Annotated in this window: 13 protein-coding genes; 10 read left to right on the top strand and 3 right to left on the bottom strand. The window is 63.0% G+C overall.

Going from position 1 to position 17,050, the window contains the following annotated elements; genetic code table 11:
- Positions 1–17: 17 nt before the first annotated feature.
- On the bottom strand, positions 18–2,387 hold the full coding sequence (locus J2Z75_RS05155; protein ID WP_209848552.1) for a DUF1989 domain-containing protein: 2,370 nt from the start codon (positions 2,385–2,387) through the stop codon (positions 18–20).
- A 293-nt stretch (positions 2,388–2,680) separates the two neighbouring features.
- Here J2Z75_RS05155 and J2Z75_RS05160 point away from each other — a divergent pair, with 293 nt between their 5' ends.
- Positions 2,681–4,468, top strand: coding sequence for an APC family permease (locus J2Z75_RS05160; protein WP_209848556.1), 1,788 nt, complete (start codon positions 2,681–2,683; stop codon positions 4,466–4,468).
- 59 nt (positions 4,469–4,527) lie between these two features.
- Here the strand turns inward: J2Z75_RS05160 and J2Z75_RS05165 are convergent, their stop codons facing one another.
- Entirely contained in the window at positions 4,528–5,427 is a 900-nt protein-coding gene (locus J2Z75_RS05165) for a helix-turn-helix transcriptional regulator (protein ID WP_209848559.1), read from the bottom strand.
- Positions 5,428–5,650: 223 nt separating this feature from the next.
- Here J2Z75_RS05165 and J2Z75_RS05170 point away from each other — a divergent pair, with 223 nt between their 5' ends.
- The 9 genes from J2Z75_RS05170 to J2Z75_RS05210 all read left to right on the top strand — a co-directional run bounded on the left by J2Z75_RS05170 (position 5,651) and on the right by J2Z75_RS05210 (position 15,022).
- The gene (locus J2Z75_RS05170) at positions 5,651–7,114 is read left to right on the top strand and encodes an aldehyde dehydrogenase (protein ID WP_209848562.1); all 1,464 of its coding nucleotides are present in this window, start codon (positions 5,651–5,653) and stop codon (positions 7,112–7,114) included.
- Positions 7,115–7,196: 82 nt separating this feature from the next.
- Complete coding sequence (locus tag J2Z75_RS05175; RefSeq protein WP_209848565.1) at positions 7,197–8,516, top strand: ABC transporter substrate-binding protein; 1,320 nt, start codon at positions 7,197–7,199, stop codon at positions 8,514–8,516.
- A 10-nt stretch (positions 8,517–8,526) separates the two neighbouring features.
- Positions 8,527–9,279, top strand: coding sequence for an ABC transporter ATP-binding protein (locus J2Z75_RS05180; RefSeq protein WP_268842041.1), 753 nt, complete (start codon positions 8,527–8,529; stop codon positions 9,277–9,279).
- Positions 9,276–10,004, top strand: coding sequence for an ABC transporter ATP-binding protein (locus J2Z75_RS05185; RefSeq protein WP_209848571.1), 729 nt, complete (start codon positions 9,276–9,278; stop codon positions 10,002–10,004). The genes J2Z75_RS05180 and J2Z75_RS05185 overlap by 4 nt, the downstream gene beginning before the upstream one ends.
- A complete protein-coding gene (locus tag J2Z75_RS05190; RefSeq protein ID WP_209848574.1) occupies positions 10,001–10,927 on the top strand; it encodes a branched-chain amino acid ABC transporter permease in 927 nt (308 codons plus the stop codon). Before J2Z75_RS05185 ends, J2Z75_RS05190 begins: the two co-directional genes overlap by 4 nt.
- Positions 10,924–11,949, top strand: a complete 1,026-nt coding sequence (locus J2Z75_RS05195; RefSeq protein WP_209848577.1) for a branched-chain amino acid ABC transporter permease — start codon at positions 10,924–10,926, stop codon at positions 11,947–11,949. The genes J2Z75_RS05190 and J2Z75_RS05195 overlap by 4 nt, the downstream gene beginning before the upstream one ends.
- 40 nt (positions 11,950–11,989) lie before the next feature.
- Positions 11,990–12,775, top strand: a complete 786-nt coding sequence (locus J2Z75_RS05200; RefSeq protein ID WP_209848580.1) for a coniferyl-alcohol dehydrogenase — start codon at positions 11,990–11,992, stop codon at positions 12,773–12,775.
- Between the two features lie 23 nt (positions 12,776–12,798).
- The gene (locus J2Z75_RS05205; protein WP_209848583.1) at positions 12,799–14,244 is read left to right on the top strand and encodes an aldehyde dehydrogenase; all 1,446 of its coding nucleotides are present in this window, start codon (positions 12,799–12,801) and stop codon (positions 14,242–14,244) included.
- Between the two features lie 118 nt (positions 14,245–14,362).
- On the top strand, positions 14,363–15,022 hold the full coding sequence (locus J2Z75_RS05210) for a sulfite oxidase-like oxidoreductase (protein ID WP_209848860.1): 660 nt from the start codon (positions 14,363–14,365) through the stop codon (positions 15,020–15,022).
- Between the two features lie 3 nt (positions 15,023–15,025).
- On the opposite strand, the gene J2Z75_RS05215 is transcribed toward J2Z75_RS05210, so the two are convergent.
- Positions 15,026–17,002 carry an adenylate/guanylate cyclase domain-containing protein gene (locus tag J2Z75_RS05215; protein WP_209848586.1) on the bottom strand — a complete coding sequence of 659 codons (1,977 nt, stop codon included), beginning with the start codon at positions 17,000–17,002 and terminating at the stop codon, positions 15,026–15,028.
- Between the last annotated feature and the right edge of the window lie 48 nt (positions 17,003–17,050).

Consider the following 17,050-nt stretch of genomic DNA (forward strand, 5'->3'; position numbering starts at 1 on the left):
AATATCCACGTCGCGCCTCAAGACCGCGGCTTCAGCTTCTGCGGATCATAATGCGCGAACGGCACGATCTTCGCCGGCAGGCGCTTCTGCTGGCCATCGAGCTTGCCGATCTCGACGTCGGTACCAATCTCCGAATGCAGCACGTCCATACGGGCGAGCGCGATCGTCTTCTTCAGCAGGGGCGAGCGGGTGGCACTGGTGACGACGCCAACCTGCGCCCGGCCGATATGCACGGTGTCACCATGACCGACAGCGTCATTGGCGTCGATATCGAGCCCGACCAGCTTGTAGCGCGGGTTCTCCTTGCGCTTGATCAGCGCCTCGCGGCCAATGAAATCCTCGGTCTTCGATTTCAGCGGCACGGTGAAGCCGATGCCTGCTTCGAAGGGGTCGGTCTGGTCGGAAAAATCATAGTGGGCAAAGACGAGGCCCGCCTCGATACGCACCATGTCGAGCGCTTCCAGTCCCATCGGTTTCAACCCGTGTTTCTGGCCTGCCTCCCAGACGGCATCGAATACCGCCAGCGCATCCTTCGGATGACAGAAGATTTCGTAGCCGAGTTCGCCGGTATAGCCCGTCCTTGAGACGACGACAGGTGCGCCTTCGAAATGGCCGATGCGGCCGACGGCGAAGCGGAACCATTCGAGTTCGCCGATCGACGGCTGCGACGGCGCGGTCCAGATGATCTCCTTGATGATGTCGCGGCTCGCCGGCCCCTGGACCGCCAGATTGTGCATCTGGTCGGTGGAGGAGCGCACCCAGGCCTTGTAGCCCATCTTCTCGGCCTGCTCGCGCAGCCAGATGCCGCTGACATCGTCGCCGCCAATCCAGCGGAAATTGTTTTCGGCAAGCCGGAACACCGTGCCGTCGTCAATCATGCCGCCATTTTCGTAGCACATGGCGGTATAGACCACCTGACCCGGCGACAGTTTGCGGATATCGCGGGTGACGCAATATTGCAGCAACGCCTCGGCATCCGGCCCGGTCACCTCGAACTTCCGCAGCGGCGACAGGTCCATGACCACCGCCTTCTCGCGGCAGGCCCAGTATTCCTCGATCGGCCCCTCATTGTTGAAGCGGTTCGGCAGCCAGTAGCCGCGATACTCCGTGTGATTGCGGGTGAGCGCCGAGAGGCGCGGATGGAAGGCTGTTTCCTGGGTCATTTCTGGCTCTGCATCGGGGGTCATTCGGATGGCGACAGCGCGCGAGAATTTCTCTTTGTCCGAATAGGTGCGGACGTGGATGTCGGTCGGGTTCCATGCGTTGGCGGCATCGATATCGTCGGGACAGGAAGAGGACACGCAGACCAGATCGGTCAGCGCCCGCATCAGCACATAATCGCCCGGCCGCGACCAGGGCTCGTCGAGATAGAGCTGGTTCTGGTGATCGACATTGGTGTTGTAGAAATAGTTGAGCGCTTCCCAGCCTTTGCGCGGCGCAATGCCGTAAGGCGCCAAGGCGTGGTTGAAATTGTCGGTGCAATTGACATGGCCGGGATAGCCCATGTCATCGTAATAACGCGAATTGCAGGCGGTGGCGAAGGCATCGTGCCGCCCGACGGTATCTTGAACGATCTCGACCAGCGGCTCGAAATCCCGGTCGAACGCTTTGGACGGCAGTCCCGGCGTCGGGTAGCTGCGCCCGAGCAGCGTGCGCGTCACGGTCGCGTCCAACGCCAGATCCAGCCCCTTGTCGACCTTGCGGGCGGAAAAGGCCTGGAAATCGGTGCATTGACGGCCGCTCACGTCGATGACCTGGATGAACTCGCCGGCCCGGACAAAATAGGCCGAGGCCCTCGCCGCCTGGATACGCAAATCCTGCACCGGATCGGCCATCGGCTCGGGCAACAGTTCCTCATAGCTCCGCTCGACATTCGCACGGACGACGCGCAGTTCGAGCGCCGTCGCGGTGTTCTGCAGTTCCGCGTCCATGGGCGGTGCCGGTGCCGCGACGATCAGCACCCCGTCGAGCGCGATGGTCAATTCCGCCGAGGCACCCGGCGACGAGCTTTCGCCGAACAGCACAAGCGCTTGCGCTGAAGCAAGATCGACATTCCGCCGTTTCAACGCGCCCAAGGTTCGCCTGGCACTGTCATCGTCCCCGGCAAGGATATCCTGAAGGCCTGTTGCAGACCGCGAAAACCCGATGCCAAGCCCGGCCGCGTTGAACCGGCCCGCGATATCGACGAAGCTGACCTCGCAGAGCTGCCCGCCTTCGACATCCTTGAGGGTAATCCGATCGCCAGCGGCCACCTTGACCACAGTCGTTCCGCGCCCCCTGACGCGATAGCGTTCGACACCGGCAGGCAGCACCGGCATGCCGGGCCTCAGAATCGTACTCGGCCGGGGCGGCATCAGCACGCCTGCAAATCGTCCGGAATTGGTCATCTCAGCTCCCACCCGATGGCACACTCGTCTCGGCGGCCTTAAAGCGCCGCTTTATGCACCGGCAATATGGCCAAACTATCCTACGGGAGGCCTCGGAAAGTAAAGAGAGACTTGACCCAGAGGAAAAAAAATTCACTATGAGGATAAGCTTGGTCGAGAAAACAAGACGGGAACCGGGTGGCGACACTGCAGAATGCAGGCTCCGCCCTACAGCAAAGACCGAAGCGAAAACCATCAATTCAAGGGGACGCGCGACATACGCGCTAAGACAAAACTGGTCGAGGAGACTGTTCATGGCATCTATCGTTGAGACCGAGGGATCGGCCGCTGCCGCGGGCACCGGGCTGATTCGCGCGCTGGACTGGAAAGGGGCATTCTGGGTCGCCGCCGGCGTACCGCCGCTGGTACTCTTCTCCATCGGCGGCATTGCAGGCACGACGGGCAAGCTCGCCTTCGTCGTCTGGATCATTTCGATGGTGATGGGATTCTTGCAATCCTTCACCTACGCCGAAATCGCCGGCATGTTCGGCAACAAGTCCGGCGGCGCCTCTATCTACGGCGCTACCGCTTGGCTGCGTTATTCGAAATTCATCGCGCCGCTGTCGGTGTGGTGCAACTGGTTCGCCTGGTCGCCGGTGCTGTCGCTCGGCTGCGCCATTGCGGCGGGCTATATCCTCAACGCCCTGTTCCCGATCCCCGGCGCCGATTCTCCGGCGGTAATGGAATGGATCAACGCCAACATGGCAACGCTGACGGCCGATAGCCCGCGCGTGGCCGAATGGCTGACGGCCAATGCCGGCAAGACGCCGCAGGACGCCATTTCGGCGCTGCTGTCCACCGACGGCATCGCGGCCCTCACCCCGGCCATCCGCAGCTGGTCGCTCACCAGCTTCGACATTCCGTACCTCGCAAATGCCAACCTCAACGCCACCTTCTTCATCGGCGCCCTCCTGATGCTGGTGATCTTCGCGATCCAGCATCGCGGCATTCAGGGAACGGCGAGCGTCCAGAAATGGCTCGCCATCATCGTTCTCCTGCCGCTTTTGATCATCGGCCTCTACCCGATCTTCTCCGGCCAGATCGACAGCGTCAACATCACCAACCTCGTGCCGCCGACAGCTGCCTATTCCGGTATCGACGGCCTGTGGAGCAATGGCGGCTGGACGTTGTTCCTCGGCGGCCTCTATATCGCCGCCTGGTCGACCTACGGGTTTGAGACGGCCGTCTGCTATACCCGCGAACTGAAGAACCCGAAGACGGATACCTTCAAGGCGATCTTCTATTCCGGCCTGCTGTGCTGCCTGTTCTTCTTCCTCATTCCGTTCACCTTCCAGGGCGTTCTCGGCCAGGCGGGCATGCTGGCACCCGGTGTCGTCGATGGCACAGGCGTTGCAGAAGCGCTCGCAAGCCTCGTCCACGGCGGCCGCATCGTCACCCAGATTCTTGTGATCCTGATGATCATGGCGTTGTTCCTCGCCATCATGACGGCGATGGCCGGCTCCTCGCGCACGCTCTACCAGGGTGCCAAGGACGGCTGGCTGCCGAAATATCTCGACCACGTCAACGAACACGGCGCTCCGACCCGCGCCATGTGGACCGACTTCGCCTTCAACCTCATCCTGCTTGCCATCGCATCCGACGTGGCCGGCTACTTCTTCGTGCTGGCCGTCTCCAATGTCGGCTACATCATCTTCAATTTCCTCAACCTCAATGCCGGCTGGATCCACCGCATGGATTCCAGCCACATCCAGCGCCCCTGGAAGGCACCGACCTGGCTGATCGGCCTCAACACCGTTCTCGCCTTCGTCAACGCGCTGTTCCTCGGTGCCGGCGCCAAGGTCTGGGGTTATTCCAACGCACTCTGGGTCGGCTTCATCTTCGCCGCCCTCATCCTGCCGGTCTTTGCCTATCGCCATTATGTGCGTGACGGCGGCAAGTTCCCGGCAGGCGCCATGGAAGACTTGGGCTTGGTCGGACAGGATCTCGGCATCAAGAAGGCCGGCATCCTGCCCTATGTGGCGCTGGCCGGCGGCCTTGCCGTGGTGCTGGCGGCAAACTGGTATTTCCAGTTGCCTGCCTGATTGGACCTGAGCGATACACCGCAAGGCCGCGCATCGACTGGTGCGCGGCTTTGTCCGTTTCATGGCCAGTCGGCATAGCCCGAGGACAGCACGCTGTTTTCCGAGCCCGCCGAGGCACGGGCGACCGCGCGGTACCCCGCCGGCGAAAGCCCGGTCTTGCGTTTGAAGAAATGACTGAAATAGGTCGGATCGCGAAAGCCGAGACTGTCGGAAATTTCCTGGATATTGCGGGTCGAGCGTTCCAGCCGCAGCTTCGCCTCCTGCACGACCCGCTCGTGCAGCAGCTGGATCGGTGACCGGCCAAGGGCTCTTTGGCAGATCGAATGCAGACGATCGGCCGTCACGCCCAACTCCTTGGCATAATCGCTGATCGGGCGATGCTGGCGAAGCCACACCTCAACCAGCTGCCGGTATCTCTGCAGGATCGATCCGCTTTCCCCCCGTCCGCGCTGCTCGGCCTTTTCGCCTCCGGATGACCGCCAGACCGCCATCAGGATCAGCCGCATATAGGCCGACACCACCATCCACGATGCTCGGGCGGGGTCGCCGAGCTCGCGAACGAAACCTGAAATCAGCGGATTGATCTCGCCGACCGCCGCCGTATCCGGCTCCTCGATCAGCTTCATCTGCTCGATGAAGATGCGCAGCGAATAGGATTCCACCTTGTCGCCGATCGCATCGACCATGATCTGCGGCGATACCCCGATGAGATACGCTTGCGCTCCCGCCGCGATCGACACCTCGCAGCGCGCCTGCGGCGGCAGGAAGGCAAGCGCCGGACCATGCAGGGCCCGATGCTCGCCATCATCGAAATGCAGTTCACCTTCTCCGTCCGTCAGAAGAAAGAAATGATGGAAATCGGCATAGAGCCCCTTCTGGAAGCGGATGCGGCGATGCGACAGCGACGGCTCCCGCCACTCGCCGCGCGCATGATGATGGATGCCTCCGTCTGTCGCCATCGTTTTCTCCCTCAATCAGCACCCAACATGCCCTGATCGCCGGATAATGACAATATTAACCCAATAAATCGCATTCCATCCATCAAAGATCGGCGTAGTCTTCGATCATCAGCCTTTGGGAGGAGGCATCTCAACAGACCCAAGCAGGACACGCGGCCTTGTCGCCCGGCCCTTGCGTGCGCCTGTCTCCCATCGGGAAATCGCAGGCGCGGCCTGCCGAAAAATGGGTGAGACGGTGTTTGTAGCCAAGCTGATGATCAACGACGAGGCGATGGACGCATCCGATGCATCCACCTTCGAGCGCGTCGATCCGCTGACCGGCGATGTCGCGACGGTCGCGCCTGCCGGTTCCATTGCCGATATGTCCAAGGCGGCCAACGCTGCCGCCGCCGCCTTCCCGGCCTGGTCCGAAACAGGTCCCGGCGAACGTCGCAGATTGCTGAATGCAGCAGCAGACATTCTCACCGCCCGCACGGCCGATTTCGTCGCTGCAATGACAAGCGAAACGGGTGCCACGGCGCAGTGGGCGGCGATCAATTGTGGCCTCGGCACTGACATCCTGCGGGAAGCCGCTGCGATGACCACGCAAGTCACCGGCGAAATCGTCCCGTCCGGCATTCCCGGCAATCTTGCTATGGCCATCCGCCAGCCGGCCGGCGTCTGCGTCGGCATCGCCCCCTGGAATGCGCCGATCATTCTCGGCACCCGTGCCATCGCAATGCCGCTTGCCTGCGGCAACACCGTCATCCTGAAAGCCTCCGAACTCTGCCCCAAGACCCATAGCCTGATCGGTGACGTCATGCGCGAGGCAGGCTTTCCGCGTGGCGTCGTCAATGTCGTCACCAATGCGCCGAAGGATGCGGCAGCGGTCGTCGAGGCGCTGATTGCCCATCCGGCCGTGCGCCGCATCAATTTCACCGGCTCCACCCGTGTGGGCCGCATCATCGCCGAATCCTCGGCCCGGCACCTGAAACGCTGTCTGCTGGAACTGGGCGGCAAGGCGCCGTTCATCGTACTCGCCGATGCCGATATCGACGAGGCCGTGCGGGCCGCAGCCTTCGGCGCCTTCATGAACCAGGGCCAGATCTGCATGTCGACGGAGCGCATCATCCTGCTTGACGCGGTCGCCGACGAATTTGTCGGCAAGTTCCGGGCGAAGGCAACAACGCTTGTTGCCGGCAACCCGCAGGACGGCAACACGCCGCTCGGCACGCTGATCAACGCCGAGGCAATCCGGCGGGTAAGATCGCTGATCGACGACGCCCAGCAAAAGGGCGCGGTCGTCCTCTGCGGCGGCCATGCCCACGGCACGCTGATGGATGCGACCGTCGTCGATCACGTGACACCCGCCATGCGCATCTACCGCGAGGAAAGTTTCGGGCCGGTCGCAGCAATCATCCGCGTCGGCAGCACCGAGGAAGCCATAACAGTCGCCAACGACAACGAATACGGCCTGTCATCGGCGGTTTTCAGCCGCGACATCAATGCGGCCCTTGCCGTCGCCAAGCGGCTCGAATCCGGCATCTGCCACATCAACGAGGCAACGGTCTCTGACGAACCGCAAATGCCCTTCGGCGGCGTCAAGTCGAGCGGCTACGGGCGGTTCGGCGGCAAGGCGGCGATCGACGAATTCACCGAACTGCGCTGGATCACCTTGGCGTCCGGCAAACGCGATTACCCGATCTGAGTACCCGGAGGACGGTGCCGGACGGGCGGAAATGAACATCAAAGCCGGGCTGGGAGGCCCGCACACAGGGAGGAAAAACTTCATGAACGGCAGTTTCCGCAATGGAAAATTCGACCCCTCGGCGCTGACCCGCCGCACCTTCATAGCCGCGACGGCGGCAGGCGGGGCAGCTCTCGCGGTCTCCGGCCGCGGAGCCTTCGCCCAGAGCGGCGACACGCTGAAGGTCGGCTTCATCAGCCCGCGGACCGGCCCGCTGGCCGGCTTCGGCCAGACCGACGGTTACGTGCTGGACCTCGCCCGCAAGGCCCTGGCATCGGGCTTCCAGGCCGGTGGCAAGACATTCCAGGTCGAAATCCTCGATCGGGACACCCAGTCCGATCCGTCCCGCGCCGGACAATTGGCCAAGGACCTGATCAACAACCAGGGCATTGACCTGATGCTGGCGGTCTCGACGCCGGAAACCATCAACCCGGTGGCGGACGCCTGCGAGGCGGCGGGCGTACCCTGCCTTTCCACCGTCATGCCCTGGGAAGCCTGGTATTTCGGCCGCGGCGCCAAGCCCGGCGCGCCATCGCCATTCAAATGGACCTATCATTTCGGCTTCGGCGTCGGCGAATTCTTCAAGACCTATGTGTCGCAGTGGAACCTGATCGAGACCAACAAGAAGGTCGGCGTGATGTATCCGAACGATGCCGACGGCAACGCCATCCGTGCCAATCTGGCGCCGCTGCTTGCCAAGGAAGGCTTCACCATCGTGGATCCCGGCGCCTATGAAACCGGCACGACCGACTTCTCCGCCCAGATCGCCCTGTTCAAGAGCGAAGGCGTCGAAATCTTCTCCTCATTCCCGATCCCCCCGGATTTCGCCGCCTTCTGGCGCCAGGCAGCGCAGCAGGGGTTGACCCGCCAGATCAAGATTGCCCAGGTAGCGAAGACCGGCCTGTTCCCCTCCGACATCGAGGCGCTCGGCGATCTCGGCGTCAACATCTCCAGCGCCGCCTACTGGCACAAGGCCTTCCCCTACAAGTCGTCGCTCACCGGTGTTTCCGGCACTGAACTCGCCGATGGTTACGAGGCCGAGAGTGGCAAGCAGTGGACCCAGCAGCTCGGCGCCAGCCTGTCGCTGCTCGACGCCGGCTTTGAGGCCCTGAAGGCAGCGACCGACACCAAGAGCAAGGAAGCGGTCGCCAAGGCGCTCTCGACGCTGAAGACAACGACGATATCAGGCAAGGTGGACTTTACCAGTGGTCCGGTCGCCAACGTCTCGCCGGGCCCAATCATCGGGACACAATGGGTGAAGGCGCCAGAAGGCTCGAAATTCCCGCTCGACTACGTCGTCACCGAGAATGCCACCGATCCGAACGTCCCGGTCGGCGGCAAGCTCGTTGCCTATAACGGATAACAGCACAGTGTTGAGCATCACCGAAAAGAAGAAGCCGGGAGAACCCTTTCTCTCGGCGGAAGGGATCCACAAGCGCTTCGGAGCGCTTGTGGTTCTCGACAATGTCGATTTTGCCATGGGCCAAAGCGACGCGATCGGCATCGTCGGACCGAATGGTGCTGGCAAGACGACGCTGCTCAGCGTTCTCGCCGGCGCTTTTCCGCCGAACGCCGGCACCATCACCTTCGACGGGCGCAACGTCACCGCGCTGTCAGCCGCAGAGCGCTGCCGCTCTGGCTTGGTGCGTACCCATCAGGTACCAAAACCCTTCAGCGGCATGACCACCTTCGAAAACGTCTTCGTCGCCGCGTCCCATGGCGATGCCATCAGTCGCGACGAAGCCTATGAGCGCGTCATCGACAGCCTGACGCTCTGCGGCATGCTCGGCGTCGCCAACCGGCAGGCCGATACGCTCGGCCTTCTCGACCGCAAGCGGCTTGAGCTCGCCCGGGCGCTGGCGACCAAACCGAAGCTGATGCTGCTCGATGAGATCGGCGGCGGGCTGACAGATGGAGAGGCGAGCGAACTGGTCACCACCATTCTCGAACTGCGCCGCCGCGGCATCGGCATCGTCTGGATCGAGCATATCGTCCATATCCTGTTGCAGGTAGCGGAACGGCTGATCTGCATGGATGCCGGCCGGATCATCGCCGATGGCGAGCCGCGCGCAGTCATGGGCGATGCCGGCGTCGTCAAGGCCTATCTCGGAGGAACGCCCGCATGACCATTCTCTCCGTTCAGAATCTCGATGTCCGCCACGGCCTTCTGCAGGCGGTACGCGATGTCAGCTTCGACCTTGCCAAGGGCGACGTGCTGGCGCTGGTCGGTGCCAACGGCGCCGGCAAGACCACCCTGCTGCGTTCGCTTGCCGGCGCTCACCTTCCCGCCGCCGGCCGCATTCTTCTCAATGATCAGGAGCTTACGCTCGTCCCCTCGCACCGGCGCATCGCCATGGGCATCGCGCTGGTGCCGGAAGGCCGCCGCCTCTTCTCGCAAATGACCGTCGAGGAAAACCTGCTGCTGGGTAAAACATCAGGGAGACCGGGCGACTGGACCATCGACCGCGTCTTTTCCGCCTTCCCCAATCTCGTCCCCCGCCGCCATGCCAAGACCGGACACCTCTCGGGCGGCGAACAGCAGGCAACGGCGATCGGTCGCGCGCTGATGAGCAATCCGGATATCCTGCTGCTCGATGAAGTCTCGCTCGGTCTTTCGCCGCTGGTGGTCGACCGCGTCTACGCGCAACTACAGTCGCTTTTGACATCAGGCACCACGATCATCCTGGTCGAACAGGATCTCGGCCGCGCCATGGGCGTCGCCAGCCGCGTCATCTGCATGCTGGAAGGCCGCGTCGTACTCGACAGTCCGGTGAAAAATATCACACGCGACCAGGTGACAAAGGCCTATTTCGGCCTGCACCGGGCCAACACCGGGAGGGCGGCATCGTGATCGACACGCTCATCCAAGGCATCCTGCTCGGCGGCTATTATGCCGTCATCGCCTGCGGCCTCTCCTTCATGTTCTCCGTCATGCGGATCATCAATCTCGCCCATGGCAGTCTGGCGGTCGCCGCTGCCTACGGCCTCTGGCTGCTGGCTTCCAGATTCGGCATTTCGCCCTTTGCCGGGCTGCTGATCGTGCTGCCTGCCATGGCCGCGATCGGCTGGCTGCTGCAACGCTACCTCTTGGAGCGCAGCGCCCGCGGCGGCGCACTGCTGCCGATCCTCACCACCTTCGGGCTGGCGATCGTCATCGACAACCTGATGTTCGAGCAGTTCGGCGCCGACACCCGCTCGCTTGCCCCCTTCATCGGCAGCCTCTCCTATGACAGCTGGGAACTGCCGGGCGGCATCTATGTCGGCAAGCTGGCGGTGATGACGATGGCGACAGCCATCGCGCTTCTCGGCGGATTGCAACTCTTCCTCAGCCGGTTCGCGCTCGGCCGCGCCATCCGGGCTACCGCGGAGGATCCGGATACCGCCGGCCTCGTCGGCATCGACGCCCGCAAGGCCAATGCGCTGGCCGCCGCCATCGCCATGGTCACCGTCGGTATCGCCGGCGCATTTCTTGCCATGCGCGCCACCTTCGACCCCTATTCCGGCGGACCGCAACTTCTCTTTGCCTTCGAGGCAGCCGTGATCGGTGGTGCCGGCTCGCTCTGGGGCACGCTGATCGGCGGCATCGTACTGGGTCTTGCCCAGTCGCTCGGAGCCAAGGTGCATCCGCAGGGCTTCCTCATCGGCGGCCATGTCGTCTTCCTGGCCGTGCTGTTTGCCCGGCTGTTTCTCGTCGGAACACCCATCATCGGCAGGATCGGGTTCACCAAAACCGGCTTCGCAAAAATCCGCGCCGCCATCCGGAGTACCCCATGACCGCGATACCCAACGGCATCATCATCGAACGCTGGACGCGCTCCTCGCAGCTGGCATTGGGCAGCGTCGCAGTCGCCCTCGCGCTCTTCGCCATCGCACCGCTCACCCTTGGCGCTGGCGCCATCGACCGGCTGACGGCATTGTTCATCTACGTTATCCTCGCTGCCATGTGGAATGCGCTCGCCGGTTTCGGCGGCCTCGTCTCCGTTGGCCAGCAGGTGTTCTTCGGTCTTGGCGCCTATTTCACCATCCGGCTTGCCGATGCCGGGCTCAATCCGTTCCTGTCGCTGTTTGCGGCAGCCCTCATCACTGGAGCGATCTCGCTGCCTTTATCCTTCTTCATGCTGCGGCTGAAGGGCGGTGAGTTTGCCATCGGCATGTGGGTGATCTCGGCGCTCACCCACATGCTCGTCAATCTCGACCGGCTGATCCAGGGCGAGACCGGCACCTCGCTGATCTCGCTCAACGTCTATGAAAGCGGCACCCGCCGTGTCGTGATCTACTGGCTGGCGCTGGCCTCGATGGCAGCCCTTCTCGGTATCCTCTTCGCTCTCCTGCGCAGCCGTGCCGGCGCCGCCATCCAGGCGATCCGCGACAACGAGGATGCGGCAACCTCGCTCGGCGTGCGCGTCATCGCCACCAAGCGGTTGCTCTTCGTTCTTGCCGCTTTCGGCATCGCGGTCGCCGGCGCGCTGTGGCTGGCGACATCAACGACCTTTCAGCCGAAAACCTATTTCAGCGTCCAGTGGACCGCCTACATGATCTTCATGGTGCTGGTCGGCGGCATCGGCAAGTTCGAGGGCGCGATCCTCGGCGCCGTGCTGTTCTTCGTCATCGAAACCTTCTTCGGTGCGATGGGCGTCTGGTACCTGATCGGCCTCGGCGCGACGGCGGTTCTGTTTTCGCTGTTCCTGCCGCACGGACTCTGGGGTGAAATCGAGCGCCGCTTCGATGTGCGACTGCTGCCGGTCGGCTACCGCCTGAAATTGCCCGGCCCCACGAAAATTCAATGGAACCAATAATCTATCCGGAAAACCGGACTCTCTTGCGAAAGGTGAAGACATGCTCTTTGGAAAAACCATCCTGGTCACCGGCGTTGCCTCCGGCATCGGCGCGCGCACGGCCGAACTGGCGGGGCAGATGGGCGCCGACGTCATTGGCGTCGATGTCCGCGAGCCTGCGGGCAGCACTGCCGCCTTCATCAAGGGCGACCTCTCGACGGCTGCTGGCGTCGCCGCCATCGTCGCCCAATTGCCCAGCCGTCTCGATGCGCTCGCCAATGTCGCCGGCCTCTCTGGAAACACCGGCATCATCTCGACCCTATCGGTCAATTTCTACGGCCTGCGTGCCCTGTCGGAAGCCGTCGCCCCGCGCATCCGCGAAGGCGGCGCCATCGTCAATGTCGCCTCGATCGCCGGCTACGGCTGGCGAGCAAATCTCGAACGGGCAAAGACGCTCGTGGGCATCGAAGGTTTTCCGGACGTGACCAGCATCGTTTCAGAGCATGGCCTGAAAGACGAGCAAGGTTATCCGCTGTCCAAGGAACTGCTGCTGCTTTGGACCATGCGTGCCGCCCATCAACCGCTGTTCAGGGATCGCGGCATTCGTGTCAACGCCGTCAGCCCCGGCCCGGTCGAGACGCCGATCCTCAAACAGTTCCGCGCCGTGCTCGGCGATGCGCGGGTCGATAGCGACATCACCCGCGTCGGCCGCGCCGGCACATCCGCCGATATCGCGCCGGCCGTGCTCTTCCTTTGCTCCGACGGCGCCCGCTGGATCAACGGTACCAATCTGGCAACCGACGGCGGCCTCGAAGCCTCGATCAACGCCGAAGTCCTCGGCTTCTAATGTCCTTTTCTCAGGAGATATCCATGAACATTTCCCTCCTCATCAATGGCACGGACCGCGCGGCTGCAAGCGGCCGGACCTATGACCGGTTCGACCCCTTCACGGAAAAACTGGCGAGCCGCGCGTCGGCCGCCGGTCTCGACGATGTCGCAGCCGCGATCGATGCCGCGTCCGCCGCCTTCCCAGCCTGGTCGAAGACCGGCCCCGGCCAGCGCCGCTCGATCCTGATGAAGGCGGCCGATATCATGGACAGCAAGGTCGGCGAGTTCACGCAGCTGATGATCGAGGAAACCGGCGCCACCGCCCCTTGGGCGGGCTTCAACGTCATGCTTGCCGCCAATATTCTGCGCGAGGCGGCGTCGATGACGACGCAGATTTCCGGTGAGATCATCCCCTCCGACAAGCCCGGAACGTTGGCCATGGGCGTGCGACAGGCGGCCGGCGTCTGCCTTGCCATCGCCCCCTGGAACGCCCCGGTCATCCTTGCCACCCGCGCTGTCGCCATGCCGATCGCCTGCGGCAACACCGTCATACTGAAAGCCTCCGAACAGTGCCCCGGCACCCACCGGCTGATCGCCACGGCGCTGACGGAAGCCGGCCTTCCCGCCGGCGTCATCAACGTCATCACCAACGCGCCGGAAGACGCAGCCGAAATCGTTGCAGGACTGATCGCCCATCCCGCCATCCGCCGCGTCAACTTCACCGGCTCGACCAAGGTCGGCAAGATCATCGCCAAACTCTGCGGCGAGCACCTGACGCCGGCGCTTCTCGAACTCGGCGGCAAGGCGCCGCTGGTCGTCCTCGACGACGCCGATATCGACGGCGCAGTGAATGCCGCGATCTTTGGCGCCTTCATGCATCAGGGCCAGATCTGCATGTCGACGGAACGGATCATCGTTCATCAGGCGATCGCCGATCAGTTCGTCGCCAAATTGGCCGCCCGTGCCGCCCAGCTTCCGGCCGGTGACCCCCGTGGCCACGTCGTACTCGGTTCGCTGATCAGCCTCGAAGCGGCGAAAAAGATGGAAGGCCTGATCACCGACGCAACCGCCAAGGGCGCAAAGCTTGTCGCCGGCGGCAAGCGCACCGGCACGGTTGTCGAAGCGACACTGCTCGATCACGTGACATCAGACATGCGGGTCTATTCGGAAGAATCCTTCGGCCCGGTCAAGCCGATCATCCGCGTCGCCGACGAGGAAGAGGCAATCCGCGTCGCCAACGACACCGAATACGGCCTCTCCTCGGCGGTGTTCAGCCGCGACGTCCAGCGTGCCATGGCGGTTGCCGCCCGCATCGAATCCGGCATCTGCCATATCAATGGCCCGACGCTGAACGACGAGGCCCAGATGCCCTTTGGCGGCGTCAAGGGCAGCGGCTACGGCCGCTTCGGCGGAAAGGCGGCGATCGCCGAATTCACCGACCTGCGCTGGATCACCATCGAGGACTCGGCCCAGCACTACCCGTTCTGAGATAAACGAGCGGGGCAAACCTATTGCCCCGCTCGCCGCGCTTGACATGCCTATGATTTGAAACTGTAGTTCCACTGCACCATCCCGCCCGCGAGTGTGTCACAAGCAGCGAGTTCCCATCATGACCGACGAGACCCCGGAAACGAAACTCACCCTTTCCAAGCGCCGCTGGGCGGAGGAAGGCAAGTTCCTGACCGGCAAAATTGCCCGCGCCGAAACCGACCGCCTGCCGCCTGGCCAGCATCTGGTCAAGAACTGGCCGGTGCTCGATCTCGGACAGCATCCGTATATCTCTCAAGCCGAATGGACGCTCCAGATCGTCGGCGCCGTCGAAAATCCCGTAAAACTCGACTGGAACACGTTCCACCAGCTGCCACAGAGCAACAAACTCTCGGATATTCACTGCGTGACGACATGGTCGCGCTACGACAACCACTGGCAGGGCGTTTTGACCCATGACCTGCTCGATCTGGTCATGCCGAGACCGGAAGCCAGTTTCGTCATGCTGACCAGCTATGACGGCTACACCACCAACCTGCCGCTTCAGGACTTCGCCTCAGAGGACGGTATCCTCGCAACGGCCTGGGAGGGCGCGCCGCTGACCCGCGATCACGGCGGCCCGATGCGCCTCGTCATTCCGCATCTCTATTTCTGGAAAAGCGCCAAATGGCTGCGCCGCATCGAATTCCTCGTCGGTGACCAGGCCGGTTTCTGGGAGAAGAACGGCTATCACATGCTCGGCGATCCCTGGCGCGAACAGCGATATTCCGATGATTGAGCGCTAGCCTCGCTCTACAGCAACCTGCCCTTCCGGACAGTCCGGTTGCGTCTTCTCGCCCAGAACCTCGTAAAGCTCCAGCGCGGTCGCCCGGCCTTTGACCTGCGCCTCCCCGAGCGGACGAAAGGCAATCGTATCACCACATTGTTCCACCACGGCGCTGCTCGCCAGGATAGCCGTGCCATAAACCTTGTTCATGCCTTCCAGCCGTGAGGCGACGTTTACCGTGTCGCCCATCGCGGTATATTGCAGCCGCTCTTTCGCCCCGACGCTGCCGACCACCGCCGTGCCGGTATGGATGCCGAACCGGGTGCGCAATTCCGGCAGGCCCCGCGCTTTCAGATTGGCGTTGAACACCGCAAGCTTCCTTTCGACCGCCAGAGCGCAACGGCAGGCGTTTTCCGCATGGCGCTCATTCGCTACCGGCGCGTTCCACATGGCAAAGACGGAGTCCCCGAGAAACTGGATAATCTCGCCGCCATGGGCGCTGACGGTCTCGTTGAAGATGTCGAAATAATCAGACAGCAGCGCGACGACTTCCTCCGGCGTCCGCTGCTCGCTCAGCGTCGTGAAGTCGTAAATGTCGGTGAACCATGCCGTCACCTCCTGCCGCCGCGCGCCGCGTCCTGCGAACTGGCCGGATTCGATACCCTTGCGCACCAGCTCCTTCGGCACATAGAGCGCAAAGGTGAAGATCGCATCGCGCGCCCGGCTCATTGCCCGGCCGAGCGTCGAGATCTCGGTCACATGCGAGGCGACTTCGCGCGGCGCGGTGAAATCGAGATCCTGCAGCCGGTTGGCGCTGGCGGTCAGCTGGCCGAGCGACTGGGTGATCAGCCGGGCCATGAACAATGCGGCAAGCAGCCCCAAAAGCACGATGGCTCCGGCAATGGCGAGCCCCTGATACAGGTTGCGATTGGCAGCGGCCGTCAGTTCGTCCAGAGGGGCAGCCACCACCGTGCGATGTCCTGACAGCAGCAGAACCGACGTCACCGAGGTCGCCATGACGATGTAGGTGCGGCCGTTGATATCGGCGAAACTCACCCCGTTGCCGGTTGGCAGGTTGGCCTTGATGCCGGAAAGCAGCGGATCGACCGGCCTTGAAACATCGAGTTCCCCCTTTTCCTTCAGCGCCGACATGCGGGCCATCAACCCGCGATCGGAGTGCATGATCGGCTTTCCGGCCGCATCCATCACGAAGGCGACGGTTTCGGCGGTCAGGCGTTCGCGCGCCATGAAATCGGTGATCGTGCCGAGATCGATATCGGCGCCGATGACGATGCTGCCATTGCCGCGATGCGCCTGTGAAATGCTCATGCCGAGCGCACCGGTTGTCACCATCGTATAGGGGCCGATGGCCGCCGGCATCGAGCCGTTGACCGCAGCCTGATACCAGGGCCGCTTCCGGGGGTCGAAGCCTGTGGAGAGGAGCCGGCGCTCCAGCAGCTGATTGCCGTCCTTGTCGAGGAAGATCAGCCGGTTGCTGCGCTCGCCCGACTGCTCCCCCTGCATCGAACGAACCGCAATCGTCGCCCCTTCCGGCGCATCGAGAGCGGTGCGCCACGCCTGCGCCCTGAGATCGACAGCCTGAATGAAGGCTCCGTCCGGATAGCCGGCATAGATGCCGTCCAGATTGGAGGACTGGGCGATGATCTCGCGGAGCAGCTTGATCTTGTCGCTCATCCGCTCCGGCGGCGGCACGAGAAAGGAATTGGCGATCGAAGCGGTGAACCCCACCAGCGCCGTCGTGCGCCCGGAAAGAATGCCCAGGCGGTCGATCAGGCGATCGGAAAAGGCACGCATGTCGGCCTCGGCATTGACCAGCGCCGCGTCGCGGGCCCGCACATAGCCGAAGCCGACCAGCGTGCCCGAAACGACAATCAGCAAGGCCGCCATTGCCAGACCCAGCAGCGACCGCAGCGGCCTGGTCCAGACGGCGGGCTGGCCTTTTGCGGCAGGCGCAACCGTTGTTTCCGACATGCTTTGCCTCTGACCCCGAATAGACCAATGAAATCCAAAACTTGGAGT

Origin of the sequence: Rhizobium herbae, from assembly GCF_017873135.1 — a bacterium.
GTDB classification, from domain to species: Bacteria; Pseudomonadota; Alphaproteobacteria; order Rhizobiales; family Rhizobiaceae; genus Pararhizobium; species Pararhizobium herbae.